Source organism: Citrobacter sp. Cpo030 (assembly GCF_030333005.1).
Taxonomy (GTDB): domain Bacteria; phylum Pseudomonadota; class Gammaproteobacteria; order Enterobacterales; family Enterobacteriaceae; genus Citrobacter; species Citrobacter portucalensis.
Window position 1 is genome coordinate 388,135 of the sequence record NZ_JAOWGT010000067.1, and the last position, 26,893, is coordinate 415,027.

At 52.5% G+C, this 26,893-nt stretch carries 27 protein-coding genes; 19 read left to right on the forward strand and 8 right to left on the reverse strand.

All coding sequences use genetic code 11. The features are described from left to right. The first annotated feature begins 9 nt into the window (after positions 1-9). Both tsgA and OGY37_RS14870 read left to right on the forward strand, forming a co-directional pair. Entirely contained in the window at positions 10-1,164 is a 1,155-nt protein-coding gene (gene tsgA / locus OGY37_RS14865; RefSeq protein ID WP_063941861.1) for an MFS transporter TsgA, read from the forward strand. Between the two features lie 95 nt (positions 1,165-1,259). Then, entirely contained in the window at positions 1,260-2,096 is an 837-nt protein-coding gene (locus tag OGY37_RS14870; protein WP_126318540.1) for a nucleoside-specific channel-forming Tsx family protein, read from the forward strand. 47 nt (positions 2,097-2,143) lie between these two features. Here the strand turns inward: OGY37_RS14870 and OGY37_RS14875 are convergent, their stop codons facing one another. From OGY37_RS14875 to dsbA, 4 genes are all read right to left on the reverse strand, one after another. Beyond that, entirely contained in the window at positions 2,144-2,830 is a 687-nt protein-coding gene (locus OGY37_RS14875) for a Crp/Fnr family transcriptional regulator (protein WP_063941862.1), read from the reverse strand. A gap of 121 nt (positions 2,831-2,951) precedes the next feature. Continuing rightward, positions 2,952-3,245 (reverse strand): chaperone modulator CbpM, encoded by a 294-nt coding sequence (gene cbpM / locus OGY37_RS14880; RefSeq protein ID WP_003832033.1) that lies wholly within the window; start codon positions 3,243-3,245, stop codon positions 2,952-2,954. Further along, positions 3,245-4,165 (reverse strand): curved DNA-binding protein, encoded by a 921-nt coding sequence (gene cbpA, locus OGY37_RS14885; RefSeq protein ID WP_003832035.1) that lies wholly within the window; start codon positions 4,163-4,165, stop codon positions 3,245-3,247. Before cbpA ends, cbpM begins: the two co-directional genes overlap by 1 nt. Positions 4,166-4,370: 205 nt before the next feature. Next, the gene (gene dsbA, locus OGY37_RS14890; protein ID WP_126318536.1) at positions 4,371-4,994 is read right to left on the reverse strand and encodes a thiol:disulfide interchange protein DsbA; all 624 of its coding nucleotides are present in this window, start codon (positions 4,992-4,994) and stop codon (positions 4,371-4,373) included. Positions 4,995-5,389: 395 nt separating this feature from the next. Here dsbA and OGY37_RS14895 point away from each other — a divergent pair, with 395 nt between their 5' ends. The 8 genes from OGY37_RS14895 (at position 5,390) to agp (ending at position 12,268) form a co-directional block, all read left to right on the forward strand. Next, positions 5,390-5,794, forward strand: a complete 405-nt coding sequence (locus tag OGY37_RS14895) for a VOC family protein (RefSeq protein ID WP_003832040.1) — start codon at positions 5,390-5,392, stop codon at positions 5,792-5,794. 70 nt (positions 5,795-5,864) lie between these two features. Next, positions 5,865-6,227, forward strand: coding sequence for a hypothetical protein (locus tag OGY37_RS14900; RefSeq protein ID WP_003832041.1), 363 nt, complete (start codon positions 5,865-5,867; stop codon positions 6,225-6,227). 48 nt (positions 6,228-6,275) lie between these two features. Continuing rightward, positions 6,276-8,156 (forward strand): protein-disulfide reductase DsbD family protein, encoded by a 1,881-nt coding sequence (locus OGY37_RS14905; RefSeq protein ID WP_286621112.1) that lies wholly within the window; start codon positions 6,276-6,278, stop codon positions 8,154-8,156. Next, on the forward strand, positions 8,153-8,776 hold the full coding sequence (locus OGY37_RS14910; protein WP_286621113.1) for a DsbA family protein: 624 nt from the start codon (positions 8,153-8,155) through the stop codon (positions 8,774-8,776). The genes OGY37_RS14905 and OGY37_RS14910 overlap by 4 nt, the downstream gene beginning before the upstream one ends. Further along, positions 8,766-9,272 carry a protein disulfide oxidoreductase gene (locus OGY37_RS14915; RefSeq protein WP_286621115.1) on the forward strand — a complete coding sequence of 169 codons (507 nt, stop codon included), beginning with the start codon at positions 8,766-8,768 and terminating at the stop codon, positions 9,270-9,272. Before OGY37_RS14910 ends, OGY37_RS14915 begins: the two co-directional genes overlap by 11 nt. A gap of 134 nt (positions 9,273-9,406) precedes the next feature. After that, positions 9,407-10,162 (forward strand): sulfite exporter TauE/SafE family protein, encoded by a 756-nt coding sequence (locus OGY37_RS14920; protein ID WP_286621117.1) that lies wholly within the window; start codon positions 9,407-9,409, stop codon positions 10,160-10,162. A 69-nt stretch (positions 10,163-10,231) separates the two neighbouring features. Beyond that, on the forward strand, positions 10,232-10,939 hold the full coding sequence (locus OGY37_RS14925; RefSeq protein ID WP_286621119.1) for an ArsR/SmtB family transcription factor: 708 nt from the start codon (positions 10,232-10,234) through the stop codon (positions 10,937-10,939). A gap of 87 nt (positions 10,940-11,026) precedes the next feature. Next, the gene (gene agp / locus OGY37_RS14930) at positions 11,027-12,268 is read left to right on the forward strand and encodes a bifunctional glucose-1-phosphatase/inositol phosphatase (protein WP_286621121.1); all 1,242 of its coding nucleotides are present in this window, start codon (positions 11,027-11,029) and stop codon (positions 12,266-12,268) included. A 38-nt stretch (positions 12,269-12,306) separates the two neighbouring features. Here the strand turns inward: agp and OGY37_RS14935 are convergent, their stop codons facing one another. Beyond that, positions 12,307-12,534 carry a YccJ family protein gene (locus OGY37_RS14935; RefSeq protein WP_001143127.1) on the reverse strand — a complete coding sequence of 76 codons (228 nt, stop codon included), beginning with the start codon at positions 12,532-12,534 and terminating at the stop codon, positions 12,307-12,309. 20 nt (positions 12,535-12,554) lie between these two features. Then, positions 12,555-13,151, reverse strand: coding sequence for an NAD(P)H:quinone oxidoreductase (gene wrbA, locus OGY37_RS14940; RefSeq protein ID WP_003832057.1), 597 nt, complete (start codon positions 13,149-13,151; stop codon positions 12,555-12,557). Between the two features lie 386 nt (positions 13,152-13,537). Between wrbA and OGY37_RS14945 the strand changes: the two genes are divergently transcribed. From OGY37_RS14945 to rutR, 3 genes are all read left to right on the forward strand, one after another. Then, positions 13,538-13,711, forward strand: a complete 174-nt coding sequence (locus tag OGY37_RS14945) for a con-10 family general stress protein (protein ID WP_003036022.1) — start codon at positions 13,538-13,540, stop codon at positions 13,709-13,711. Between the two features lie 161 nt (positions 13,712-13,872). Beyond that, the gene (locus OGY37_RS14950; protein ID WP_126318526.1) at positions 13,873-14,787 is read left to right on the forward strand and encodes a DMT family transporter; all 915 of its coding nucleotides are present in this window, start codon (positions 13,873-13,875) and stop codon (positions 14,785-14,787) included. A gap of 58 nt (positions 14,788-14,845) precedes the next feature. After that, entirely contained in the window at positions 14,846-15,484 is a 639-nt protein-coding gene (gene rutR, locus OGY37_RS14955; protein ID WP_003036026.1) for an HTH-type transcriptional regulator RutR, read from the forward strand. Here the strand turns inward: rutR and OGY37_RS14960 are convergent. Together OGY37_RS14960 and putA are read right to left on the reverse strand one after the other, a co-directional pair. Continuing rightward, positions 15,481-15,876 (reverse strand): lysozyme inhibitor LprI family protein, encoded by a 396-nt coding sequence (locus OGY37_RS14960; RefSeq protein WP_286621123.1) that lies wholly within the window; start codon positions 15,874-15,876, stop codon positions 15,481-15,483. The genes rutR and OGY37_RS14960 overlap by 4 nt on opposite strands. A 59-nt stretch (positions 15,877-15,935) precedes the next feature. Continuing rightward, positions 15,936-19,898, reverse strand: a complete 3,963-nt coding sequence (gene putA / locus OGY37_RS14965) for a trifunctional transcriptional regulator/proline dehydrogenase/L-glutamate gamma-semialdehyde dehydrogenase (protein ID WP_286621125.1) — start codon at positions 19,896-19,898, stop codon at positions 15,936-15,938. 422 nt (positions 19,899-20,320) lie between these two features. Here putA and putP point away from each other — a divergent pair, with 422 nt between their 5' ends. From putP to phoH, 6 genes are all read left to right on the forward strand, one after another. Continuing rightward, on the forward strand, positions 20,321-21,829 hold the full coding sequence (gene putP / locus OGY37_RS14970; protein ID WP_032936247.1) for a sodium/proline symporter PutP: 1,509 nt from the start codon (positions 20,321-20,323) through the stop codon (positions 21,827-21,829). A 213-nt stretch (positions 21,830-22,042) separates the two neighbouring features. Beyond that, positions 22,043-22,876 (forward strand): iron uptake transporter permease EfeU, encoded by an 834-nt coding sequence (gene efeU / locus OGY37_RS14975; RefSeq protein ID WP_003036041.1) that lies wholly within the window; start codon positions 22,043-22,045, stop codon positions 22,874-22,876. A 58-nt stretch (positions 22,877-22,934) separates the two neighbouring features. Continuing rightward, positions 22,935-24,062, forward strand: coding sequence for an iron uptake system protein EfeO (gene efeO / locus OGY37_RS14980; RefSeq protein WP_003832073.1), 1,128 nt, complete (start codon positions 22,935-22,937; stop codon positions 24,060-24,062). Positions 24,063-24,067: 5 nt separating this feature from the next. Continuing rightward, on the forward strand, positions 24,068-25,351 hold the full coding sequence (gene efeB, locus OGY37_RS14985) for an iron uptake transporter deferrochelatase/peroxidase subunit (RefSeq protein ID WP_126318522.1): 1,284 nt from the start codon (positions 24,068-24,070) through the stop codon (positions 25,349-25,351). Between the two features lie 247 nt (positions 25,352-25,598). Then, positions 25,599-25,895, forward strand: a complete 297-nt coding sequence (locus OGY37_RS14990) for a hypothetical protein (RefSeq protein WP_188048023.1) — start codon at positions 25,599-25,601, stop codon at positions 25,893-25,895. After that, positions 25,874-26,662, forward strand: a complete 789-nt coding sequence (gene phoH / locus OGY37_RS14995; RefSeq protein WP_006685183.1) for a phosphate starvation-inducible protein PhoH — start codon at positions 25,874-25,876, stop codon at positions 26,660-26,662. Before OGY37_RS14990 ends, phoH begins: the two co-directional genes overlap by 22 nt. Positions 26,663-26,893 lie beyond the last annotated feature (231 nt).

A 26,893-nucleotide genomic window follows, 5' to 3' on the forward strand; every position in this document is an offset into this window, starting at 1 on the left:
TGGCATTATATGAAGAATAAAATAGCACTTACGCTGATTAGTTTTCTGGCAAATTTTATTATGGCAGGGTTTGCCAGTCAGTTCGGTATGCTAATCGAACCGATTGCAGTACGCTACGGTGCCGATGTGAATACCGTTGCTTCGATATTTTCGTTGCTCAATGGTGGAGCATTAGCCGGCACCATCGCCGCCTTTTTCCTGATTGAGAAAATCGGTGTGAAGCGTATGACGCTCATTATCTATTCGATAGTGTTCCTTTGCGCTCTGGTAATGCACTTAAGCCCTGGCTTATGGCCGGTGATGGTCGCCATGACCCTGGTGGGTTTTTGCGGTGGGATCGGTCTGTGCGTGGCAGGAACGATTGTGGTATCGGTCTGGCAGGATCGTATTCAAAGTACGATGCTGGTGGTGCAGGACGCCACTTTCAACGTCGCGGGTGTAGTTTTCCCGCTGATCACCACCTTCGCCCTGACGCACAATATGTCGTGGAGTTACAGCTATCTGAGCGTGGGTATGGTGGCCTTACTCACGCTGGGCGTTGTGGCGCTCACCCGCTTTACTGCCTGCGAGACGTCGCCCACGGCAGATCGGACAGACAAGGTAAAATCGGAGTGGAATCCAGGGATTATCAGCGGAGGCATTGGCCTGTTCTTAGGTATGCTGGCGCTGTACACCTTCCTGACCTGGGCACCATTATTTGTGAAGAACAAATTTGGCATTCCCTTTGAAGAAGCAGGAAATATTATTACGCAATACTGGGGCGCTGCGCTGGTCGGGGCATTAGTATCAACCGTCATTGTTTCTCGGGTGAAGATACATTATTTCCTGCTAAGTATTATTTTGCTGGCTAGCATTATTACCACAATTATCGTCACGAAGGATAATATCTCCGGGCTTGATTATCTGGCCTACAGTTACGGCTTTGTCTGTGCTGCGCTGTATAACTCATTTATTGCCTATGGTGTTTCTTTCGTGAAGCGTGCGAGCAGTCAGAACGTTTCTTATATTTTAATTAGCGGCAGTGCCGGGGCCATGTTTAGTCCAGCGATCAGCGCGCTCATGGAAAAAACAATGGGATTACAGAAAATTATGTACGCAATACCGGTGTTGTATTTAATTATCTTTGTTATGTTAATGGCGACATTAAAACTCAAACGTAATTAAAAGCACTAATAATACTTACCTCTTTAATTAAATAGCCAGTCGCCACACCATTTATATGGTGAGGCGATACTCAACCTTACTCAAAGGAATTGAAAATGCTGAAAAAGAATAAATTAATGATTAAAAAAACAATCCTGGGTGCAGTAGTGGCAATGAGCTGTATGCAAGCATTCGCGGCTGACTATACTGATGGCAACATCCGTAAAAATGATTTTAACTGGATGCAGATGAACTTAATGCAAAGTGTGGACGCGAAAGTGCCATATGGTATTCGCAATGACACCTATCTGGAATTGGAGTTTGGTGCACGCTCTGGCATTATCGATCTGTACGGTTATGTGGATTTCTTTGATATTTTGGATCGCGAGAAGGACGATCGTCACGGTGGTGATAACTTCTTTGCCAAGATATCTCCACGTTTTTCCCTGGACGCCATTTTTAATAAAGATTTATCCGTTGGGCCGTTTAACGAATTCTATATTGCAACGGTCAATAACATTGGCGACCGGGAATTATTTGAACATTACGTTGGTCTGGGTACAGATGTGAAGGTCCCGTGGTTTGGTCTGGTGGGAATGAACATCTATGCGCATTATGTTCGTGAAAACTACGGTGCGGATAACGAAGGAAAGTGGGATGGTTACATGTTCTCGACTAACTGGTCGACGCCATTCTATACCTTTGCCAACGGCAGTTATCTGAACTATCAGGGGTACTTTGACTACCAGTTCGCCGCGAATAAGATTGCTAATCAACCGTTATACAGCAATAACGCGATTGAATGGTATAACGGTATCTACTGGCATTCAGAGCATTATGCAGTCGGTTATGGCCTGAAGTATTTCCGTAACATGGCATTGATGGAAAACCACGGCGGAGCAGGGCGAACCACCGGGCTCGGTCACTATTTCAATCTCACCTATAAGTTCTGATTGCGCCGAAATGACACACCAATGCTCTGTTTACGAGAGTTGGTGTGTCAGTCAATGATGTCATTGCCGAGAAATTTACGCAGCCCATCCAGATCCTTAATTTCCAGTCCTTGCTTCGTTCGCGTTACCAGCCCGGCATCCGTCAGCGCTTTAACCGCCCGCCGATAGACCCGGTCGGTTGTGCCGAATCGCTCAGCTTCCTGGTATTTTTTATGGAAACCATCCATCGGCTGCTTGTTCTGATGCTGGCGATACAGGTCATACGCCACGTTATGTACGATAGGGTAGAGCATCCGGTGCAGGAAGATTTCCAGCATATCCTGATAATCAATCGCCATTGCACTGGCAAAAAATATCGCCAGTCTGGGATGCTGATTCAGCGCTTCTTCCAGACGGTCACAGCTGCACACCGCTACGGTCAGTGGTTCTTCCGCGACGATATCAAGCTGGCAGCGATACCCGGTAAAAAACTCCATTTCACCAAACAGCTGCTCGTCGCATTCCATGGCGCCCAACTGGAATCGGCGACCATTCTCCGCGCTGTAACGCAGCGAAATTCTTCCGGATTGCACCATGATCAGTCGATCGACAACCTGTCCCTGGCGGTATAGATACTCATCTTCCTGGAGAATCTGCGTTTCAGAGAGCAGTTCCTGAAATATCTTCTCAATCAAGGCATCATCCTGCTGCCAGATGTTGTGAAAACGACCTTTCGTGAGGGGTTTAAGCTGCATGACTCAACGTCTTATTGTTTAAGATAATTCTTATCTGAGACTGTATGCCATCTGCTGGGCAATGTCATTAAGAGCGCGGGGCGGATAATAAAAGGACCAGCACCATGCTGGTCCTGACACACTAAGGATGGCTGATAAAGCGAGACAGGCGCTGGCGCAGCAGGCGGTTTTCCTGGCGTAACTGAGCGTTCTCCTCCAGCAACGTCAGCGCAACGGCAATCCCTGGCCAGTCAAGTTCCAGCTCCTGACGAAGGCGCACCGCGCGACGCATTACAGTCAGCGCATGATCGTCAAACGTCTCGTCTTCATGGGGTTCTATCACCCCTAAGCCGACAATCTCATGCAGCTCTTCTTCTGACACACCGGTGTACAGACAAAATTCGGTAATGGTAAAAGTGACGGTAACGTTAGCCATTATGCTTTCCCCCACTCTTTGCGCGGATCAAAGGTCTTTTGTGCATCCGCCAGTTGTTGCCACAGGGCGGCACTGGCGTCGTCAGGTTTCGGTGGCATGACTATTTTGATCACCGCATACAAATCGCCGGTATGTTTTTTACTTACCAGACCCTTGCCTTTAATGCGTAGCCGCTGACCGGCCTGGCTGCCTGCAGGAATGGTCAGCAGGATGCTCTCTTTCAGCGTCGGAACGGTTACTTTCGCACCCAGCGCAGCTTCCCACGGCGCGAGGGGAACGACAACTTCCAGATCCTGATTAACGATATCGAACAGCGGATGCGGCGCAATATGAATCACCAGCCACAAATCACCGTTCGGCCCACCGTTTTCGCCGGGGGTGCCCTGGCCTTTCAGACGGATGCGCTGGCCGTTACCGACGCCAGCCGGAATTTTCACATTCAGCGTTTTAGGAATTTCTCGTTCTACCATGCCAAACGCATTGTAGACTGGCAGGTTGTAACTGATAGTGCGGCTATGCTCAGTAAGCGTTTCTTCGAGGAATACGGCAACTTCGATTTCGATGTCGTGCCCGCGGCTGGCAGGGCGCTGGCGCGACTGGTGCGCACGCTGACCAAAAATGGAGGAGAAGATATCGTCGAAATCTTCGGCGCTGTAGCTTTGATTCTCTCCTTGCTGGAATTGACGGCTGAACTGTGGGTCGTTGCGGTGCTGCCACAGCTGGTCGTACTCGGCGCGTCGCTGCTCATCACTCAATACTTCCCAGGCTTCTGCAACCTCTTTAAACCGGGCCTCCGCGTCAGTCTCTTTGCTGACATCAGGATGATATTTACGGGCGAGTCGACGATAGGCGGTCTTGATTGTCTTGAGATCGTCTGTCGGTTTCACGCCCATAATGGCGTAATAATCCTTTAATTCCATAGCGTTCTCTCGTGTAAATCAACACTTGCAGAAGGTGAACCCTGACAACAGGTATCACCGCTAAGTTTAGGGTAATCCTGATAACGGCGAATGCCAACCGGGAAGGGAGGATATTGCGATAAACGATGCAGGCATTGCACCACCAACAGCGCAGTTGAGGTTACGGCATCTGTTGTGTGGTGCGAAAAATGAGATTAGCTAAACATCAGGATTTGCTTATCAGGAAGCGGACCGTATCAGCATAGTTTTGCACGAATGCATTAAGGTCATCAGACTTCAGTCCTTTTGGATTGATCATATATTTTCCGTTGATAAAAATGGCGGGCACACCGGTTAAATCAACTGCCTTCGCCATTTCTTGCTGCTTAGCGGTCAGTGATTTCACGGCAAAGCTATTCCATGCCGCATCATAATCACTGGCGCTGACGCCCGCGCTGATAAATACGTTACGAATATCGTCCGCTGTTTTAACGGTTTGTTTTTTCTGAACGGCATCAAAAAGCAACGGCTTAACTTTATCTTGTACGTTTAACAGCATGGCGACGGACCAGGCGTGGGTCATGTCTTGCCCCAGCGGTCCTAAAAAGTCGACGTGGTATTCGGTGAGTTTGACATCTGCAGGCAATACTTTTTTCACGTTATCAGTGATTTCAAAAACTTCATCGTACTGATAACAGGAAGGACAGTAGAATGAGAAAAACTTCAGCGCCGGCGGTGCGGAAGCGACAGGTTTTTCCAGGGTGATATACTCTTTGCCGTCGGTAAATGATGCTGCCTGAGCGCTAACTGTAAAAAGTAACCCAATCAGGGGTAATAAATATTTTTTCATTTCCATATACTCTAAATAACATTTAATAAACAAATCTTCTGCTAATGAATACGTTATTCATTGCGCCTGGATATAATAATGGAATCTTCTGAAAATACGCTGACCCTTACTTTCATTTACGCATCAGTACGTAGCGGGCATTATTTGTGTGCTGTCATTGAATTATCTACATGCATTCTTCGTAAATAGTGAATGATAACTTGCGTGATATTTCCAGGGGTATTTTTAGCAATGTTATAGTGTAATAAAAGAAGACGTAATATGATTAATTATCATTTCGTTTTTAAAGCGTGAATAGCAAGGTATTGCGCTAAGTTCTGCAAATACCCCCGTAGATTTTCTTTTTCTTGTCGTGCGTGAATGAATAGGGTAAGTGTCAGAGATGAGCAACCCAAATGGATATCGCTATGATTGACCACCTGGATCACCTGGTACTAACCACCAATCATGAAGAGGCTTGCGTTCGTTTCTATGTCGAGCTTTTAGGCATGAGGCTGGAAACCTTCGCGCAAGGTCGGAAAGCCTTCGTCTTTGGCAATCAGAAAATCAATCTCCACATTCGGGGAAAAGAGTTTGAACCCAAAGCCTACGCGCCAACGCCGGGGGCGCTGGATTTGTGTTTTATCACCACGCGTACGCTGGAAGAGGTGATGGAGACGTTTCAAACCCACGGAGTCGAGATTATTGAAGGGCCCGTTGCACGTACCGGTGCGACAGGACCTATTCGCTCGGTGTATGTCAGGGATCCCGATCTCAATCTGATTGAAATCGCGGTATATCCAGCAGATAGCAGGACATAACTTTACAGCGTAAAGGTTGCCAAAACCTGGCGAGTGGTTAAGATAACTCGCATCAATGAGTGAGGGTATAATGGCGAAACGTCAACGGATGGGATGGTGGTTCCTCTGTCTGGCATGTGTTGTGGTGATGGTTTGCACCGCACAACGCATGGCGGGCCTGCACGCGTTGCAGATGGATACCGCCGTTACAAGCGTTGCCGCCAGCGCGCAAGTGCAGACCGACGAGGCCTCACCCGTTACCCCTTGTGAACTGAGCGCGAAGTCATTACTGGCTGCGCCACCCGTACTGTTTGAAGGTGCTATTCTGGTGCTGTGCCTGCTGCTGTCATTGCTGGCGCCAGTACGGGCGTTTCGTCTACCTTTTTTCCCACCGCGAGCCATCTCGCCGCCCACTCTCCGGGTGCATCTCCGATTTTGCGTCTTCCGTGAATGACAGAACAGCCGTTGCTGACTGTTAGATAATTATTCACGGAGAAAAACTATGATGACTGTTTTCAGACAGGCGTTGCTCTGTCTGTTATTGCTATGGCTGCCCGTATCCTGGGCGGCTGAACCCGGCTGGCTGCGTTCACCCGATAACGATCACGCCAGCGTGCGGTTACGCGCTGATACGTCCGCAGGCGGAGAAACCCGTCTGCTGCTGGATGTCAAACTGGAGGACGGCTGGAAAACCTACTGGCGTTCTCCGGGCGAGGGGGGCGTTGCGCCTGCTATCGCCTGGAAAGGGGAAATGCCTGCGGTCGACTGGTCCTGGCCAACCCCTGCTCGTTTTGAGGTCGCCAATATCACTACCCAGGGGTATCACGATAAGGTGACGTTTCCGATGGTGGTGCGCGGTAGAGCGCCCGCCACGCTCAGCGGCGTTTTGACGCTATCTACCTGTAGCAACGTTTGCCTGTTGACGGATTTTCCTTTTTCCGTGACGCCCACAGCCCAGGACCCGACTTTTGCACATGACTATGCTCAGGCGATGGGACAGATCCCACTTGCCAGCGGCCTGACCGATACTCTGAGCGCTGGCGCACGGGCGGGAGAGTTAGTCGTCGAGGCTCACCGTGCGGGAGGCTGGACTGAACCAGGGCTATATCTGGATGCCGTTGATGATACAGATTTTGGCATGCCGCAAATCCATGTTGAGGGGGAGACGTTACGCGCCACGGTACCTGTACATGACGGTTGGGGAGAAGGCGCGCCGGATCTGCGTGGTAAGTCAGTCACGCTGGTGCTGGCAGATAACGGTGTTGCCCAGGAGAGTCGTCTGGCGATTGGCGAAGCCCCGGTTGTTAAGAACGCCTCACTCCCACTGTGGCAAGTGGTGCTCATGGCACTGCTGGGTGGTTTGATCCTCAATCTGATGCCTTGTGTGTTACCGGTTCTCGGCATGAAGCTGGGCTCTATTTTGCTGGTCGAGGAAAAAAGTCGTCGCCAGATCCGTCGTCAGTTCCTCGCATCGGTAGCCGGAATACTGGTCTCGTTTATGGCACTGGCGCTATTGATGACGGTGCTGCGTTTAACCAATCAGGCCCTTGGCTGGGGGATCCAGTTTCAGAATCCATGGTTCATTGGCGTCATGGTACTGGTGATGCTGACGTTCAGCGCCAGCCTGTTCGGGTGGTTTGAATTCCGCCTGCCTTCTGCAATGACCACCACGCTGGCGACTCACGGCGGCAACGGACTGTCGGGACATTTCTGGCAAGGTGCATTTGCGACACTGCTTGCCACGCCGTGCAGTGCCCCGTTTCTGGGAACGGCGGTGGCGGTAGCATTGACCGCTTCGCTGCCGACGTTGTGGGGATTGTTTATCGCACTTGGGCTGGGGATGAGCTTACCGTGGCTGCTGGTGGCCCTGCGTCCCGGTCTGGCGCTGCGTTTGCCGCGACCTGGGCGGTGGATGAATATTTTGCGGCGTCTGCTTGGCGTGATGATGCTGGGTTCGGCTATCTGGCTTGCGACGTTGCTGCTCCCACACTTAGGGTTTAGCGGACAAAGTAGCGCTAAAGAAAGCGTGAACTGGCAACCGCTAAGCGAGCAGGCGATTGAGGGGGCGCTGGCGCAACATAAGCGCGTGTTCATTGACGTCACAGCCGACTGGTGCATCACCTGTAAGGTAAACAAATACAACGTGTTGCATAAAGAAGACGTACAGGCCGCATTGCAACAGCCGGATGTGGTGGCGCTGCGCGGCGACTGGACACTCCCTTCTGAAGCTATTACCGAATTTCTAAAAAAACGCGGCCAGGTTGCTGTGCCGTATAACCAAATTTATGGCCCCGGTCTGCCGGATGGCCAGGCGTTACCCACGTTGTTAACCCGCGATGCGGTACTGCAAACGTTGAATGATGCCAAAGGAGTAACCCCATGAAAATGATGATTGTTCTGCTGTTAACCCTGTTTTCTGCCGTCAGTATCGCGAAAGAGCCTGCGCCGTTTACCCCGGAACAGGAAAAGCAAATTGAAGCATTAATTCAGGAAGCCTTGTTTAACGATCCCAACAGCCCGCGTATTGGCGCGAAGCAGGCGAAACTGACCCTGATAAACTTCACCGATTACAACTGCCCATACTGCAAGCAGTTGGATCCCATGCTGGAAAAAATTGTGCAGAAATACCCTGACGTGGCGGTAGTGATTAAACCGCTACCGTTTAAAGGTGAAAGCTCGGAACTGGCGGCGCGGACCGTGTTGACCACCTGGCATCAGCATCCGCAGCAGTTTCTGGCGCTACATGAAAAACTGATGCAGAAGAAGGGCTACCATACCGACGTCAGTATCAAGCAGGCGCAGGAAAAAGCGGGGGCCAGTCCGGTGACGCTGGATGCCCAAAGTGCTGAAACGCTGAGTACTAACCTGCAACTGGCGAGACTGGTGGGTGTGCAGGGAACTCCCGCAACGATTATTGGTGATGAACTTATTCCCGGTGCGGTGTCGTGGGAAACCCTTGAGGAAGTGGTAAAAGAAAAACTGGCGGCGGCCAATGCTAAGTAAATTGCGCCGCTGGCTGCGCGAAGGGCTGATCTTACTGGCATTGTTAGCGGGGGCGATGCTGTTGATGGATGTCTGGCGCGCGCCGCAGCTCCCAGCCTCCTTTGACAGCACACCGTTACAAACGCTGGATGGTGAAACCGTCACGCTGGCGGCGCTCAGCAAAGACGAGCCGGTGTTGCTTTATTTCTGGGCGAGCTGGTGCGGCGTATGCCGCTTCACGACGCCGGAAGTCGCCAGGCTGCGTTCGGAAGGGGAAAATGTGATGACCATTGCGTTACGTTCCGGAAATGAAGCTGAGGTATCTCGCTGGCTGTCGCGTAAAGGCGTGGACTTTCCGGTCATCAATGATGCGAACGGGGCCATTTCCCGCAGTTGGGCAATCAGCGTCACGCCCACGCTGGTGGTGATGTCACAAGGTCGGGTGATATCAACCACCAGCGGCTGGACCAGCTACTGGGGCATGAAACTTCGGTTGTGGTGGGCGAAAACGTTCTGATAAATGTGCCGGGGAAACCCGGCATTTTTTATGGCGTCGCCCTCCCCAGGAAGGCATATTTCGTTGCCTGACGAAGCAAACACGGTGATTAACGTCCAGAATCAGTTATCTTCTCTTTTCCAGGAAAGTGCAACATGACGAGTTCTTTAGCGTTTGGACCCGCTCTGGTGGTGATGATTGCCGCCACATTTGTTCTCGCCGGGATGGTGAAAGGCGTTACGGGTATGGGGTTACCCACCGTGGCTATGGGGATCCTCGGATCGCTGATTTCGCCGGTTGCCGCGGCGGCCATGCTGTTATTGCCTTCGCTGATAAGCAATTTGTTCCAGTTTGGCGGTGGTGGAAATACACGCCAATTACTCAAACGACTGTGGCCAATGCTGTTGACAGTTGTGGTGGCGACTCTGCTTGCCAGCGCCTGGATTACCGGGGGTGATACCACCCGAACCCAGTTTGCGCTCGGTGTGGCGCTGGTGGCCTACGCTATCTGGACGCTGGCGGGAAAGAAAATCGCGGGGGCCCCGCAGCGTGAAAAACCGTACTCCCTCGTTATTGGATTTGTGACCGGCTTATTGACCGGCGGAACCGGGGTGTTTGTGATGCCCGCCGTACCCTGGATCCAGTCCCTCGGCTTTGAGAAAGATGAACTGGTGCAGGCACTCGGGATCTCTTTTACCTTTTCGACCCTGGCATTGGCGCTGGGTCTGTGGTGGCATAACGCGCTGCCCGTACAATCGCTAAGCTTGTCGGCTTTGGCCATTGTTCCTGCGCTGATTGGCCAATGGATAGGAACCCGTGTACGACGGGTTATTTCTCCGCTCGTGTTTAAACGCTGTTTTCTGTTTTGTCTGGTCGGGTTGGGTACCGAGATGATGCTGCGTGTTGTGTGACCGGTGCGGTGACTTTGCGCGACTTTCATGGCATCGTTAATTCAGAGATTCAGGGCCAATGAGGTCGTTATGGCATCCGTGATGTTACATGAAGAAGAGGGTGATCTGGAGTCGCAAATGGCACTCACTGCGGCAGTGATGGCCGATAAATCGCGCTCGCGTATGTTGTGCGCCCTAATGGATGGCTGCGCCTGGACTGCAACTGAGCTCAGCGCGGTGGCGGATATATCCGCGTCGACCGCCAGCGCGCATCTGGCGCGTCTGTGCGAACAACGTTTTGTTGTCGCGTTGGCGCAGGGCAGACATCGTTATTTTCGCCTTGCAGGTTCCGATATCGCTGAACTGCTGGAACGCCTGATGGGCGTTGCGTGGGCGACATCAACGCCCCGCAGAATCACTACACCGCCAGGTTTGCGCCATGCCCGCACCTGCTACGACCATCTCGCCGGAGAGGTCGCGGTGAGGTTGTTCGATACGCTGGTTTCCCGTCAGTGGTTAACGCCGGATGGTGAAACGCTGACTCCTCTTGGCCAGGAAAAGCTGGCACAGATGGGGATTGTCCTGGCGGCGGGCTCATCCCGGCGGAAGTTAACCTGCGGTTGTCTGGACTGGAGCGAACGACGTTATCATCCTGGTGGTGTGCTTGGCGCAACGCTGCTGCGCTGGTTCAGTGAACAGCGATGGATAAAAACCGAACAGGGCAGCCGCCACGTCACCTTCACACCTCTTGGCATTCGCAAACTCGAAACCGAGTTCGGTGTTAAAACGTCACGATAGATGGTCTGTTTTGCGAAAGCGTTCCCGGAAATATGTCATATTTCTGTCACACTCTGTTGTGATTGATAACAACAAGAGGTCGTAGGGATGAATAAATCGTTAATCGCCACAGCCGTGGCAGGGGCTGTATTATTGTCAACCGCCGCGCAGGCGCAGACCGCGCCGGAAGGTTATCAGCTTCAGCAAGTATTGATGATGAGTCGGCATAACTTACGCGCACCTTTAGCCAATAATGGCAGCGTTCTTGAACAATCCACCCCCAAACAATGGCCAGAATGGGATGTCCCCGGTGGACAACTCACCACCAAAGGCGGTGTGCTGGAAATCTATATGGGCCACTACATGCGAGAGTGGCTGGCAGAGCAGGGGATGGTGAAATCGGGCGAATGCCCAGCGCCGGACACGGTTTATACCTACGCTAACAGCCTGCAGCGTACGGTCGCCACGGCGCAGTTCTTTGTCACCGGTGCTTTCCCTGGTTGCGATGTTCCGGTCCATCATCAGGAAAAAATGGGCACCATGGATCCTACCTTTAATCCGGTGATCACCGATGATTCCGCCGTCTTCAGCCAGCAGGCCGTTCAGGCCATGGAGAAAGAGCGTAGTAAAATGCAGCTCAACGACAGCTATCAGCTGCTTGAGCAAATAACTGACTACAAAGACTCACCGTCTTGCAAAGAAAAACAACAGTGTTCCCTGACCGATGCCAAAGATACGTTTAGCGCGAAATACCAGCAGGAGCCAGGCGTTTCGGGGCCGCTGAAGGTTGGGAATTCGCTGGTTGATGCCTTCACGCTGCAATATTACGAAGGCTTCCCAATGGACAAAGTTGCCTGGGGCGAGATTAAATCCGATCAGCAGTGGAAGGTTCTGTCGAAGCTGAAAAACGGCTATCAGGACAGCCTGTTCACCTCCCCGGAAGTGGCGCAGAACGTCGCCAAACCACTGGTGAAATATATTGATAATGCGCTGGTTACTGAACGCGCGAAAGCACCGAAAATAACCGTGCTGGTGGGGCATGATTCAAATATCGCTTCGCTGCTCACCGCGCTGGATTTTAAACCGTACCAACTTCACGATCAGAACGAGCGTACGCCGATTGGCGGGAAGATTGTCTTCCAGCGCTGGCATGACAGCAATGCAAATCGTGATCTGATGAAAATCGAGTATGTGTATCAGAGCTCGCAGCAGTTGCGTAATGCAGATGTCCTGACGCTGAAATCCCCGGCGCAGCGTGTAACGCTGGAGCTGAAAGGATGTCCGATAGATGCGGATGGTTTTTGCCCGATAGATAAGTTCGACAGCGTGCTGAATGAGGCGGCTAAGTAAAAGAAAAACTCCCCCGTGTTCGCGGGGGAGTCTGAGCACTAGACGTTTTTACGTTCGATAGTCTGTTCACCCCAAAAGAGCGAATCTTTGTCTGTTTTTTCAAAGGCTTTGATGAGTACCTCATCGCTACCTTCTTCCCAAATTTTTTCCGCCAGTTTCTCGTCATAATTTGCGACTTCAAAAATGGCTTCGGCTATTTCCGGCGATGTATTGCGCAGACTTGCCCATTCGCCGACGCGATGGGCTTTCGCTTCTTGAGTTGGCATTCGAATCCTCCTGTTGAAGATTAGCCGTTGAGTTTTACTGCCAGACCTGCGACATATTCACCCTGATAGCGGGCGATAGATAATTCTTCCTGACTTGGCTGGCGGGAGCCGTCGCCTCCGGCAATGGTGGTTGCACCGTAAGGGGTACCGCCGCGAACTTGAGAGACATCAAACAGCTCTTGCGCTGCGTAACCGATAGGCACAATTACCATCCCATGGTGGGCAAGCGTAGTCCAGGTTGATGTAATGGTTTGTTCCTGACCGCCGCCGGTTCCCGTTGAGCTGAATACGCTGGCGAGTTTGCCGTACAGGCCGCCAGAGGCCCACAGCCCGCCAGTCTGGTCAAGGAAGGTACGCATCTGACCGGACATATTACCAAAGCGCGTGGGGGTACCAAAAATGATGGCGTCGTAATCAGCCAGTTCTTGCGGGGTTGCGACTGGTGCGTTTTGTGTTTTGCCGCCAGCCTTAAGGAAAATCTCGGGCTGCATGGTCTCTGGTACACGCTTAATAATCACTTCCGCGCCATCTACCTTATTTGCGCCTTCTGCGACTGCGTGGGCCATAGTTTCAATGTGTCCGTACATAGAATAATAAAGCACCAGAACTTTTGCCATTTTACACTACTCCTCGAGTTAACCGTGTCCGTAGCGATTCGCTACCTACCTTTAAAGATATGACGTACTGTCAGGAGTGCAAATTTCACAATCACTTCTTTGATTTATAACAATTTTTATAACAACCTGCTTTGTAGCAAAATGATACATATTTAACCGGGTAGAATTCGGTAGTCATAAGAAAGACTTATTAATTTCTTGGGGTGATTATTTCTTTGCCACTCTTGATCCTGTTGCAGGATATTACAGTTAGCGTCTTCCCAGTCCACGCTTCACTATGCTTAATCCCACGCAGTTATTTTCAGGGCATCGCCCGTAACGCTGCGTGAGGTATCACTCCTCAGTACCTATGCAATATGATGTCTAATCAATGACGGAGGTCAGTAATGGCAAACCATCGGGGCGGTTCCGGCAACTTTGCGGAAGACCGCGAAAGAGCATCAGAAGCAGGTCGAAAAGGTGGCCAGCACAGCGGGGGCAACTTTAAGAATGACCCGCAACGCGCTTCAGAGGCAGGCAAAAAAGGGGGCAAAAATAGCCACGGCAACAACAAATCGTAATTGTCGGGCTATCTGTCAGATATGTCGTGACGGCTGAGTATCAGAGACAGACGTTACGTAGCCACCGCCGCCGGGTCCTTCCGGCGGTTTTTTTTGTCTGCAAGGTTGAACTGTAACAAAACGCAACGCAGACTAATGACATTCAGTTAATCGGGTGTCTCATGTCATTACTCTCTCGTTATTCCTTTTCTGTTAAACCTCAGGAAGCGATCCTCATTGTGATCACCATGTTCTGGGGTGGCACATTTTTGGCGGTGCAATATGCCGTTACCCTGAGCGGGCCTTTTTTCTTTGTCGGTGTGCGTTTTGCCACTGCCGCGCTGGCGGTCGCGCTTTTGTCGTTACACACATTGCATAAGCTGACGTGGCTGGAAGTCAAAGCTGGGGTTGCAATCGGTATCTCAATTGCGCTGGGCTATAGCCTGCAAACCTGGGGGCTACAGTTTATTCCCAGCAGTAAATCGGCGTTTATTACCGCGATGTACGTACCGTTGGTGCCGCTTTTACAATGGCTATGCCTGGGGCGCATGCCTGGCCTGATGCCGTGCGTCGGCATTGTGCTGGCCTTTATCGGATTGATTTTTCTTGCCGGACCGGGAGGCAATTTACTGGCTTTAGGCGAAGGCGAGTGGATCACGCTCGCCGGCGCGGTGGCGATTGCGGCAGAAATTATCCTGATTAGCGCGTGGGCGGGAAAAGTGGATGTACGTCGGGTAACGGTAGTGCAACTGGCAACCGCTTCGATAGTGGCGTTTATGGCGATGGGACCGGCCGGAGAGACCGTACCACCAATGTCTACCGGATTGCTTGTGGTGGCGCTGGGGCTGGGGATTTTTAGCGCGATTATTCAGGTCACCATGAACTGGGCGCAGCGCAGTGTTTCGCCGACGCGCGCAACGGTTATTTATACCGGTGAGCCGGTGTGGGCGGGGATCTTTGGCCGTCTGGCGGGTGAACGTTTACCGCTACTTGCATTGCTTGGTGCGGCATTCATTATTGTTGGCGTACTGGTCAGCGAGCTGAAGTTCAAAAAGAAAAAAGCGCTTGGACAAGAGGCGCCGCCGGAATCGCTTTAATTTAACCATTCACCGCGTGATTTGGTATGCTGACGCCCTCACAAGAAGGAGAGGGCGCATGGTCCAACGCGCAGAGAAAAAAACAGGTAAGCGCTCGCAGGCCGTCAGTGCAAAACGCCAGGCCATCTTAACTGCGGCATTAAATATCTTCTCCCAATATGGGATCCACGGCACTCGCCTGGAGCAGGTGGCAGAGCAGGCGGGCGTGTCAAAAACCAATTTACTTTATTACTACCCGTCAAAAGAGGTGCTTTATATCGCCGTTTTACGGCAGATCCTCGACATCTGGCTAGCTCCATTGAAAGCTTTTCGCGAAGACTTTGCACCGCTGGTGGCCATTAAAGAATACATTCGCCTTAAGCTGGAAGTGTCGCGCGATTACCCTCAGGCCTCACGGTTGTTTTGTATGGAGATGCTGGCCGGTGCGCCTTTATTGATGGCTGAACTGGAGGGGGATCTCAAAACGCTAATTGATGAGAAATCTGCGCTGATTGCTGGTTGGATCAAAAGCGGAAAACTGGCTCCGGTCGATCCGCATCATCTGATTTTTATGATTTGGGCTTCAACTCAGCACTACGCCGATTTTGCCCCACAGGTAGAGGCGGTGACGGGCGCAACGCTGCGTGATGAAGCCTTTTTTAACCAAACGGTGGAGAGCGTACAGCGGATGATTATTGAAGGGATCCGCGTGCGTTAACTGGCCGGCGGTAACGGGCAGCTTAAATCGCCTTCTTCACACTGCAAGAGCGAGGCGAGAAACGCTTCGCGCTCGTTGGTCTTATCCGTCAGGCACTGGCTGGAAATCATCGTCTGAACGCTACCGCCTTCGGTACCGGAACTGATTAATGCACAATCTGCATCGCGCAAAGTTATCCATGATATTTGCGCTTTTTTCAGTAAATCGCGCTGGGTTGGGGCCGCGCGCTTTAGCGCATTCTGGTACGTTTCATTAAGTTTGGCGTCGGCCGCCTTATACTGCTCTGCCGCACAGGTGTTCATCTCAATCTGCGTGTTCGCGTTGGCGCAGTCATCCGCCAACGCCTGGCCGCTCAGCAGCAGCGCTGCACATGTCAGTACGATTCGTTTCATGCTTCCCTCTGGCTTCATAAAAAAAGGCCCCGTTACCGGAGCCTTAATTAACCACAACCTTAGCCGATTGTCATCAGGCTGGCGTTCCCCCCAGCTGCGGCGGTATTGACGCTCAGGGAGCGCTCAATATACAACCTTTCCAGCAGGATATTGCTTTCGCCGCGGGCAAAGCCCTGGACTGACACAATCGCCCCTTCGCGGGCCGCCACTGCTTCACACAGTGCGCGAAGCTGATCGGAATCGCCGTGGAAAATAACCGCATCAAACGGCTGCGTGGCGATGTTGTCCGCTTTGGCAAACTGAATGCGCCCGGAAACCGCGGCTGGCAGGCGTTTTGCCAGGTCGCGATGGAACGTATCATCTGGCCAAAGGATTAAGCTACCAACGGAAGTTACAGCGGCAACTTGTACCAGTGCGTCCTGTTCGTCATCGGCGATACACAGCACGCGTTCGCGCGGCAACAGCGTCCAGGTATTGCGCTCGCCGGTTGGGCCTGGCAGCAGACGCTGGGTACCGGCCTGCGCCAGTTCACCAAACTGTTGGCAGAGCGCACGCAGTGCTGGACGATCGGTTGCCCATTCGCTAAGCGCTTCCAGCGGCTGAACGAGCGCCGTTTTAAGCTGTGCATCGACCGGGTATTCAGCATCCTGACGGGCAAGCGTAATGCCTAACGCATTTTCCGGACGGTTTGCCAGCAGGCGGTACAGATACAGCGGTCCACCCGCTTTTGGCCCGGTTCCTGACAAGCCTTCGCCACCGAATGGCTGCACTCCGACGACGGCGCCGACCATATTGCGGTTAACGTACAGGTTCCCCACATGTGCCGAACCCGTGACCTGGGCGATGGTTTCATCGATACGGGTGTGCACGCCCAGCGTCAGGCCGTAGCCGGAGGCATTAATTTGCTCAATCAGGCTGCCCAGATTGTTGCGGGTGTAACGCACCACGTGCAGTACCGGACCGAACACCTCTTTTTGCAATTCGTCGAAGCTTTCCAGCTCGATAAGCGTCGGCGCGATAAAGGTACCGGTTTGCCATTCACGCGCATCGTCGCTGTTTTCACGCACGGCCTGGAACACCGGACGCCCTTTGGCGCGCATGGCCTGAATATGGCGCTCAATATTGGCTTTGGCTTCTTCATCGATTACCGGTCCAATATCGGTGGTCAGACGGCCCGGGTTACCCATGCGACATTCCGCCATCGCGCCACGCAGCATTTTCAGCGTATGGTCGGCGACATCGTCCTGCAGACACAGGACGCGAAGCGCGGAGCAGCGCTGTCCGGCGCTGTCAAAGGCAGAAGCCAGAACGTCGACCACGACCTGTTCCGTTAACGCAGAAGAGTCGACGATCATGGCGTTCATCCCGCCGGTTTCGGCGATAAGCGGGATTGGGCGCCCCTGAGCATCGAGGCGGGTCGCGATATTGCGTTGCAACAGCGTGGCGACTTCCGTTGAGCCGGTAAACATGACGCCGCGTACGCGCTCATCGGAAGTGAGCTGCGCCCCAACGGTTTCACCCTGACCAGGCAACAGTTGCACCACGCCCGGCGGTACACCTGCTTCGAGTAAAATGGCAATACCCTGGGCGGCAATCAGCGGGGTTTGTTCCGCGGGTTTGGCCAGCACGCTGTTGCCTGCCGCCAGCGCGGCGGCAATCTGTCCGCTGAAAATAGCCAGCGGGAAGTTCCACGGGCTGATACAGACCACCGGCCCTAACGGACGATGGGTTTCATTATCAAAGTCATCGCGGACCTGACCGGCATAATAGTGCAGGAAGTCTACCGCTTCGCGCACTTCCGCAATGGCATTGCTGAAGGTTTTGCCCGCTTCGCGCACCAGGATGCCAATCAATTGCTGCATCTGGCCTTCCATCAGAACGGCGGCGCGATGCAAAATAACGGCGCGCTCTTGTGGCGGTGTGGCGAACCAGATCGGCGCGTTATTTACCGCGTTCTGCAATGCCTGTTCCACTTCGCTGTGGGTTGCTTCACGCACGTAACCGACAATGTCTTTCGGTTCGGCCGGGTTGACGACTGGGGTCATTTCACCGTCAGCAACCGGATGTTCGAGCATCGGTTTAGCGTGCCATTTTTGCAGCGCGCTGTTGAGCAGGGCGGAGGACAGCGAGGCCAGACGATGTTCGTTTGCTAAATCCAGACCGCCTGAGTTTTCACGGCCTTTACCGTACAGATCACGCGGCAGGGCAATCTTCGGATGCGGCAGCCCGGCCTGGCCTTCCTGCTGCGCCAGTTTTTCAACGGCTTCGACCGGATCGGCTACCAGTTCATCCAGCGGCAGGGTAGTGTCTGCAATACGGTTGACGAATGAAGTGTTGGCGCCGTTTTCCAGCAGACGACGCACCAGATATGCCAGCAGCGTTTCATGCGTGCCTACCGGTGCATAAATGCGGCATGGACGATTCAGTTTGCCATCGGCAACTTTACCGGTGACCTGCTCATACAGCGGTTCGCCCATACCGTGCAGGCACTGGAACTCGTACTGACCTGGATAATAGTTTTGACCGGCCAACTGATAAATCGCCGCCAGCGTATGGGCGTTGTGGGTAGCGAACTGCGGGTAGATCAGATTCGGCACCGCAAGCAGTTTTTTCGCACAGGCCAGATAGGAAACGTCGGTGTAGACCTTACGGGTATAGACCGGATAACCTTCCAGACCGTCCATTTGCGCACGTTTGATTTCGCTATCCCAGTAGGCGCCCTTAACCAGACGGATCATCAGGCGACGGCGGCTGCGCGTGGCGAGATCAATCAGGTAGTCGATAACATACGGGCAGCGCTTCTGGTAGGCCTGAATAACAAAGCCGATACCGTTCCAGCCCGCCAGTTCAGGTTCAAAGCACAGTTTTTCCAGCAAATCGAGGGAGATCTCCAGTCGGTCGGCCTCTTCAGCATCGATATTGATACCGATGTCGTACTGGCGGGCCAGCAGAGTAAGCGACTTCAGACGCGGATAGAGTTCATCCATCACGCGGTCATACTGCGCGCGGCTATAACGCGGATGCAGCGCCGACAGCTTGATAGAAATGCCTGGCCCTTCATAGATGCCGCGACCATTTGAGGCTTTACCAATGGCGTGGATTGCCTGTTGGTACGAAACCATATAAGCCTGGGCATCGGCGGCAGTCAGAGCCGCTTCGCCCAGCATGTCGTAAGAGTAGCGGAAACCTTTTTCTTCCAGTTTACGGGCGTTAGCCAGCGCTTCAGCGATAGTCTCTCCGGTGACGAACTGCTCGCCCATCAGGCGCATTGCCATGTCGACACCTTTACGTACCAGTGGTTCACCGCTCTTGCCGATAATACGGTTGAGTGAGCGTGAAAGGCTGGCTTCATTATGCGTAGAAACCAGACGACCGGTAAACAACAGCCCCCAGGTCGCCGCGTTGACGAACAGGGACGGGCTGCGTCCAATGTGTGACTGCCAGTTGCCGTTGCTGATTTTGTCGCGGATTAACGCATCGCGGGTCGCCTTATCAGGAATACGCAGCAGGGCTTCGGCCAGGCACATCAGCGCGACGCCTTCCTGCGAAGAAAGTGAGAATTCCTGCAATAAACCCTGTACCATCCCGGCGCGGCCGCTGGCGGTCTTCTGGTTACGCAGTTTGTCGGCCAGATCGTATGCCAGCTTGTGCGCTTGCTCCGCGATGGGTTGCGGCAGACGAGCCTGCTCCATCAGCATTGGCACGGCATCGGTTTCGGCTCGGCGGTACGCGGCGGTGATTGCTGCACGGGAAACAGACTGCGGCAGGATCTGTTCGGCAAATTCCAGGAAAGGCTGGTGCGCTTCATTCTGCGGCGTGGTTGACTCCTCACCCTCATTCGCGGCACCCGCCAGCAGGGCCGGCAGTTCAGGAAGCGCGTCGTCATTTTCCAGTCTTTCGAGATAATTAAAGATGGCTTGCTTGATCAGCCAATGTGGCGTGCGATCGATTCGTGATGCTGCTGTTTTAATACGCTCGCGAGTGGCGTCATCCAGTTTAACCCCCATCGTGGTGGTTCCCATGCCGTTTACTCCTGTTGTACTGAAATACGGGGCTGATAGTTACCGAGAAATATCCACTATGTTGCAACTTTGTGCAACCGTGTTAAATGTGACTTGGTTTGCAAGCTTGGAAATGAATGAAATGTTAATAAATATGAGTCTTATGATGTGGGCTGTAAAAATTACAGAATCTTTTTCTCTGCGGTAGTTAACACTTTTAAAAGGTGCAACCGAAAAAAATGTGAGAGAGTGCAACCTACAGAAAAATGCTATCTACTCTGGATCAAATTTGATGTAAATGGTGTGTTAAATCGATTGTGAATAACCATCGCTTCCGGCAGGATACGGTCGCCCTGGTCAACATAGATATCTTTGCCACGTTCCGGCAGGGTAATAAAACAGCAAGCCACGGCATTGCTGATACATAATTTTGGAGAGTTTTGATGGCTATTAGCACACCGATGTTAGTGACATTCTGTGTCTATATTTTCGGCATGATATTGATAGGGTTTATTGCATGGCGTTCAACCAAAAACTTTGACGATTACATTCTGGGTGGACGCAGTCTGGGTCCATTCGTGACCGCGTTATCTGCTGGGGCATCTGACATGAGCGGCTGGTTGCTGATGGGGTTGCCCGGCGCGATTTTCCTGTCGGGGATTTCAGAAAGCTGGATCGCCATCGGCCTTATTTTGGGCGCATGGATCAACTGGAAGCTGGTGGCCGGACGTTTACGTGTACATACCGAATACAATAACAATGCGCTGACGTTACCGGATTACTTTACCGGTCGCTTTGAAGATAAAAGCCGAATTTTGCGTATTATCTCCGCGCTGGTTATTTTGCTGTTTTTCACCATCTATTGTGCTTCAGGGATTGTGGCAGGGGCGCGTCTGTTTGAAAGCACCTTTGGCATGAGCTATGAAACAGCGCTGTGGGCAGGGGCGGCTGCGACGATCATTTATACCTTTATTGGTGGTTTCCTGGCGGTTAGCTGGACCGATACCGTCCAGGCCAGCCTGATGATCTTTGCTCTGATCCTGACGCCGGTAATGGTCATTATTGGCGTGGGTGGATTTGAAGATTCGCTGGAAGTGATTAAACAAAAGAGCATTGAGAACGTGGACATGTTCAAAGGGCTGAATTTTGTTGCCATCATTTCTTTGATGGGCTGGGGTCTGGGCTACTTTGGCCAGCCGCATATTCTGGCGCGCTTTATGGCAGCAGATTCCCACCATAGCATCGTTCATGCTCGCCGTATCAGTATGACCTGGATGATCCTGTGCCTGGCAGGTGCCGTGGCCGTGGGCTTCTTTGGTATTGCTTACTTTAACAACAACCCACAGCTTGCCGGTGCTGTTAACCAGAACGCCGAGCGCGTGTTTATTGAACTGGCGCAAATCCTGTTCAATCCGTGGATTGCTGGTATTCTGCTGTCTGCGATCCTCGCTGCGGTTATGTCGACCTTGAGCTGCCAGCTGCTGGTGTGCTCCAGCGCAATCACCGAAGATTTGTACAAAGCGTTCCTGCGTAAAAATGCCAGCCAGAAAGAGCTGGTATGGATTGGCCGCATCATGGTGCTGGTCGTGGCGCTGGTGTCTATCGCGCTGGCGGCGAACCCGGAGAACCGCGTGCTGGGTCTGGTAAGCTACGCCTGGGCGGGCTTCGGCGCGGCGTTTGGTCCGGTGGTTCTGTTCTCGGTAATGTGGTCGCGTATGACCCGCAACGGCGCGCTGGCAGGGATGATCATCGGTGCGGTGACGGTAATCGTCTGGAAGCAGTTTGCCTGGTTGGGTCTGTATGAAATCATCCCGGGCTTTGTTTTCGGCAGCATCGGTATTGTGGTCTTCAGCCTGTTGGGTAAAGCGCCTTCAACTGCTATGCAGCAACGTTTTGCCGAGGCTGATGCGCATTATCACTCAGCTCCGCCATCGCGTTTACAGGCAGAATAATCTGCCTCTGTCTTCAAGCCCGCCGCGTGCGGGCTTTTTTATTGCTTCCGTTGTAAACCTGCTATAACCATTACCTGCCTAACCTTTTACATTCAGTCATCATTCTCAAAACATTCTGCTTGAGTTTTTCTTTCCTGTAATGATAATCACTATCACTGTAATTTACTTTTCTTTTCATCAATTGACCGAGAATAACGTTTAAGGGTTCTTCGCATGTTTGTTCCATTTCTAATTATGTTGCGCGAAGGGTTAGAGGCCGCGCTGATTGTCAGCCTGATTGCCAGCTACCTGAAACGGACTCAGCGTGGTCGATGGATTGGTGTGATGTGGATTGGTGTTCTGCTGGCGGCGGCGTTATGCCTGGCGTTAGGGATTTTCATCAACGAAACCACCGGTGAATTTCCGCAAAAAGAACAGGAGTTGTTTGAAGGCATCGTGGCGGTCATTGCCGTGGTGATCCTCACCTGGATGGTGTTCTGGATGCGTAAAGTTTCGCGCAACGTCAAAGTCCAGCTTGAACAGGCTGTCGATAACGCGTTGCAGCGTGGCAACCATCACGGCTGGGCGCTGGTGATGATGGTCTTTTTTGCTGTTGCCCGTGAAGGGCTGGAGTCGGTGTTCTTCCTGCTGGCAGCATTCCAGCAGGATGTAGGTATCTGGCCGCCGTTAGGCGCGATGCTGGGACTGGCTACCGCGGTGGTACTGGGTTACCTGATTTACCTCGGCGGCATTCGCCTCAATCTCGGGGCATTTTTCAAATGGACCAGCCTGTTCATTTTGCTGGTGGCTGCCGGTCTTGCTGCTGGGGCAATCCGTGCTTTCCACGAAGCTGGGTTGTGGAATCATTTTCAGGATGTGGCGTTTGACCTGAGCAGCGTGCTGTCGACGCATTCGCTGTTTGGCACATTGATGGAAGGCATTTTCGGCTATCAGGAAGCGCCAAGCGTTAGTGAAGTCGCTGTCTGGTTTATCTACCTGATTCCGGCGTTGATTATGTTTGCGTTACCGCCGCGTTCAGGCACTACGGCATCACGTACCGCACCTTGATAAAAACGCGATGCAGAATACTTTTTAGTTACAACATACTTATTTATAGGGATAGGTTATGACGTTTAATTTTCGCCGTAGTGCGCTGCAGCTAGGTATCGCCGCGCTGTTTGCCTCCGCTTTTAATGCACAAGCTGCCGATATTCCGCAGGTGAAAGTCACGGTTAACGACAAACAATGTGAACCGATGACTATCACGGTTAATGCAGGGAAAACGCAGTTCATCATCCAGAACCATAGCCAGAAAGCGCTGGAGTGGGAGATCCTCAAAGGCGTTATGGTGGTTGAAGAGCGCGAAAACATTGCACCGGGCTTTAGCCAGAAAATGACCGCTAACCTCCAGCCTGGCGAATATGATATGACCTGCGGCCTGTTGACTAACCCGAAAGGCAAACTGATCGTAAAAGGTAGCGCAACGGCGGATGCCGCGCAAAGCGATGCTCTGCTGAGTCTGAGCGGCGCGATTACCGAATACAAAGCCTATGTGACAGCCGAAACCGCGCAGTTGGTTGCGGGCACCAAAGCCTTTACCGATGCGATTAAAGCTGGCGATCTGGAAAAAGCGAAATCGCTGTATGCGCCAACCCGTCAGCATTATGAGCGTATTGAACCGATTGCTGAACTGTTCTCCGATCTCGATGGCAGCATCGATGCACGTGAAGATGATTATGAGCAAAAAGCCGCCGATCCTAAATTCACCGGCTTCCACCGCCTGGAGAAAGCGCTGTTTGGCGACAATACCACCAAAGGTATGGATAAGTACGCCGACCAATTAAACAGCGATGTTCTTGACCTGCAAACGCGTATTAGCGAGCTGGCTTTCCCACCGTCTAAAGTTGTTGGCGGGGCAGCAGGACTGATTGAAGAAGTTGCTGCCAGCAAAATCAGTGGGGAAGAAGATCGCTATAGCCATACCGATCTGTGGGATTTCCAGGCCAACGTCGATGGTGCGCAGAAAATTGTCGATCTCCTGCGTCCTCAGTTGCAAAAATCCAATGCTGAACTGCTTGCGAAGGTGGATGCGAACTTCAAAAAGGTCGATACCATTCTGAGCAAGTACCGTACCAAAGACGGCTTTGAAACCTATGACAAACTGACTGATGCCGATCGTAATGCACTGAAAGGGCCAATCACGACGCTGGCGGAAGATTTGTCGCAATTACGTGGTGTTCTGGGTCTGGATTAAGCACTATGCAGCAAGATAATGAAAACGGCGTGAGCGAACCGTCACGCCGACGTTTACTGAAAGGGATGGGCGCCCTGGGTGGGGCGCTGGCGCTGGCGGGTGGGTGTCCGGTTGCCCACGCGCAAAAATCACAAAGCGCGCCGGGCACGTTGTCTCCGGATGCACGTAGTGAAGCGCAGCCGTTTTATGGTCAGCATCAGGCGGGGATCCTGACGCCGCAGCAGGCATCAATGATGCTGGTGGCATTCGATGTTCTCGCCAGCGATAAGGCCGATCTTGAGCGGTTATTCCGGTTGCTGACCAGCCGGTTTGCGTTTCTGACCACCGGTGGACCGGCGCCGGATACGCCGAATCCGCGTCTCCCCCCTATGGATTCCGGTATCCTCGGCGCATACATTGCGCCAGACAACCTGACGATGACGTTGTCAGTCGGCTCCTCGCTGTTTGATGAACGCTATGGCCTGAAATCGCAGATGCCGAAAAAGCTGCAAAAAATGACCCGTTTCCCGAATGATTCGCTGGATGCGGCGCTGTGCCATGGCGATGTGCTGCTGCAGATTTGTGCCAACACCCAGGACACTGTCATCCATGCGCTGCGCGACATCATTAAACATACGCCCGATCTCCTCAGCGTGCGCTGGAAACGTGAAGGGTTTATTTCTGACCACGCTGCGCGCAGTAAAGGTAAAGAGACCCCGGTCAATTTGCTTGGCTTTAAAGACGGCACAGCGAATCCGGACGCTACGGATGCGAAGTTGATGCAAGACGTGGTGTGGGTGACGGATGGGCAGGGCGAACCTGCCTGGGCGCAAGGCGGAAGCTATCAGGCCGTCAGGCTCATTCAGTTCCGCGTTGAGTTCTGGGATCGTACGCCGCTGAAAGAGCAGCAAACGATTTTTGGTCGCGATAAACACACCGGCGCGCCGCTGGGTATGCAGCATGAGCATGATGTGCCTGACTATGCCAGCGATCCTGAAGGCGAAGTGATTGCGCTCGACAGCCATATCCGCCTGGCAAACCCACGCACGAAAGAAACCGACTCGAGCCTGATGATGCGTCGTGGCTACAGTTATTCGCTCGGTGTGACTAATTCCGGTCAACTGGATATGGGGCTGTTGTTTGTTTGCTATCAACACGATCTGGAAAAAGGATTTTTGACGGTGCAGAAACGTCTGAACGGTGAAGCGCTCGAAGAGTATGTCAAACCGATTGGTGGGGGATATTTCTTTGCTTTGCCGGGTGTTAAAACCGCAGACAATTATCTGGGACAGTCTCTGCTCGAAGCCTGATGATTATGCCCCGCAGTACAGCGGGGTTTTTCCTGACATCTTGATGAAGGAACAAACTATTTTTTATGATCGGTATGCGACTGAAATAATTCTGTCATCTCTGGGTAAGAAACTGTTTCTGGTGATAAGATAGAATTTAAGTTAACAACAAGTAAAAATATTGTTGCATTAGCGAAAGGTTATGATGTACTTATAAGTAATAGCGGTAGTTCCCGGCGGTGATAGTCATTCACTATGGAGATCGCGAATGGAAAAGTCCTGTACTGGACACGTTTTTCACAGTAACAGCAGTACCTTACGCGGACGTTTCTCTTCCGGTAGCCACCTCGTCACCGCTAAATCTCTCTCTCATTCACTTCTTATCCTTGTTACTGACGCCCTGTGCGGTGCGCGTAGCCGTGTGTGGCGTCTTATCCGAAAGCAAGCAATGGCTTACAAGGAAGCCAACCCTCAGATGTTCGTGCGCATAATCGTGCCGCCAACGGCGCGTGTGATGTATACCTACAACTCAAGGTGCTATCCATGGGAAGACAAAAAGCAGTGATCAAAGCTCGTCGTGAAGCAAAACGTGTGCTGAGGCGGGATTCGCGTAGCCATAAGCAACGTGAAGATGAATCGGTCACCTCGCTTGTGCAGATGGGCGGCGTAGAAGCGATTGGTATGGCGCGTGACAGTCGCGACGCCACGCCAATCACGGCGCGGAATGAAGCTCAGGCGCACTACCTGAATGCTATCGAGAGTAAACAGCTGATCTTCGCCACCGGTGAAGCCGGGTGTGGTAAAACCTGGATCAGCGCGGCAAAAGCAGCAGAGGCCCTGATCCATAAAGACGTGGACAGGATCATTGTAACCCGTCCAGTTCTGCAAGCTGATGAAGACCTCGGCTTCTTACCTGGAGATGTTTCCGAGAAGTTCGCTCCCTATTTTCGCCCCGTGTATGACGTGCTGGTGAAACGGCTGGGAGCCTCCTTCATGCAATATTGCCTGCGACCTGAGATTGGTAAGGTGGAAATCGCGCCGTTCGCCTATATGCGTGGACGTACATTTGAAAATGCAGTGGTCATTCTTGACGAGGCTCAGAACGTCACTGCGGCGCAAATGAAGATGTTTTTGACCCGCCTCGGGGAGAATGTGACGGTAATTGTGAATGGGGATGTGACCCAGTGCGATCTACCCGCTCATGTTCGCTCAGGGCTTAGCGATGCGCTGGCCCGTTTTGAAGAAGATGAGATGGTAGGGATTGTTCGTTTCAATAAAGACGATTGCGTCCGCTCTGCGCTTTGTCAGCGGACGCTCAACGCTTACAACTGATATGTACTCCGTCTTCAAGGCCCGGGAAACCGGGCTTTGTTGTTTGACGCCAGTACATGACCGGTCGGGGCTTCTCATCCCCCCGCAGATGTGCAACATGCGAAAAAAAGCCCGTACTTTCGTACGAGCTCTTCTTAAAATATGGCGGTGAGGGGGGATTGACTCGCTTTGCTCGCCCCTGCGGGGCAGCCCGTTCGCTGCGCTCCCGGTCTGTCCAACTGGCTGCGCCAG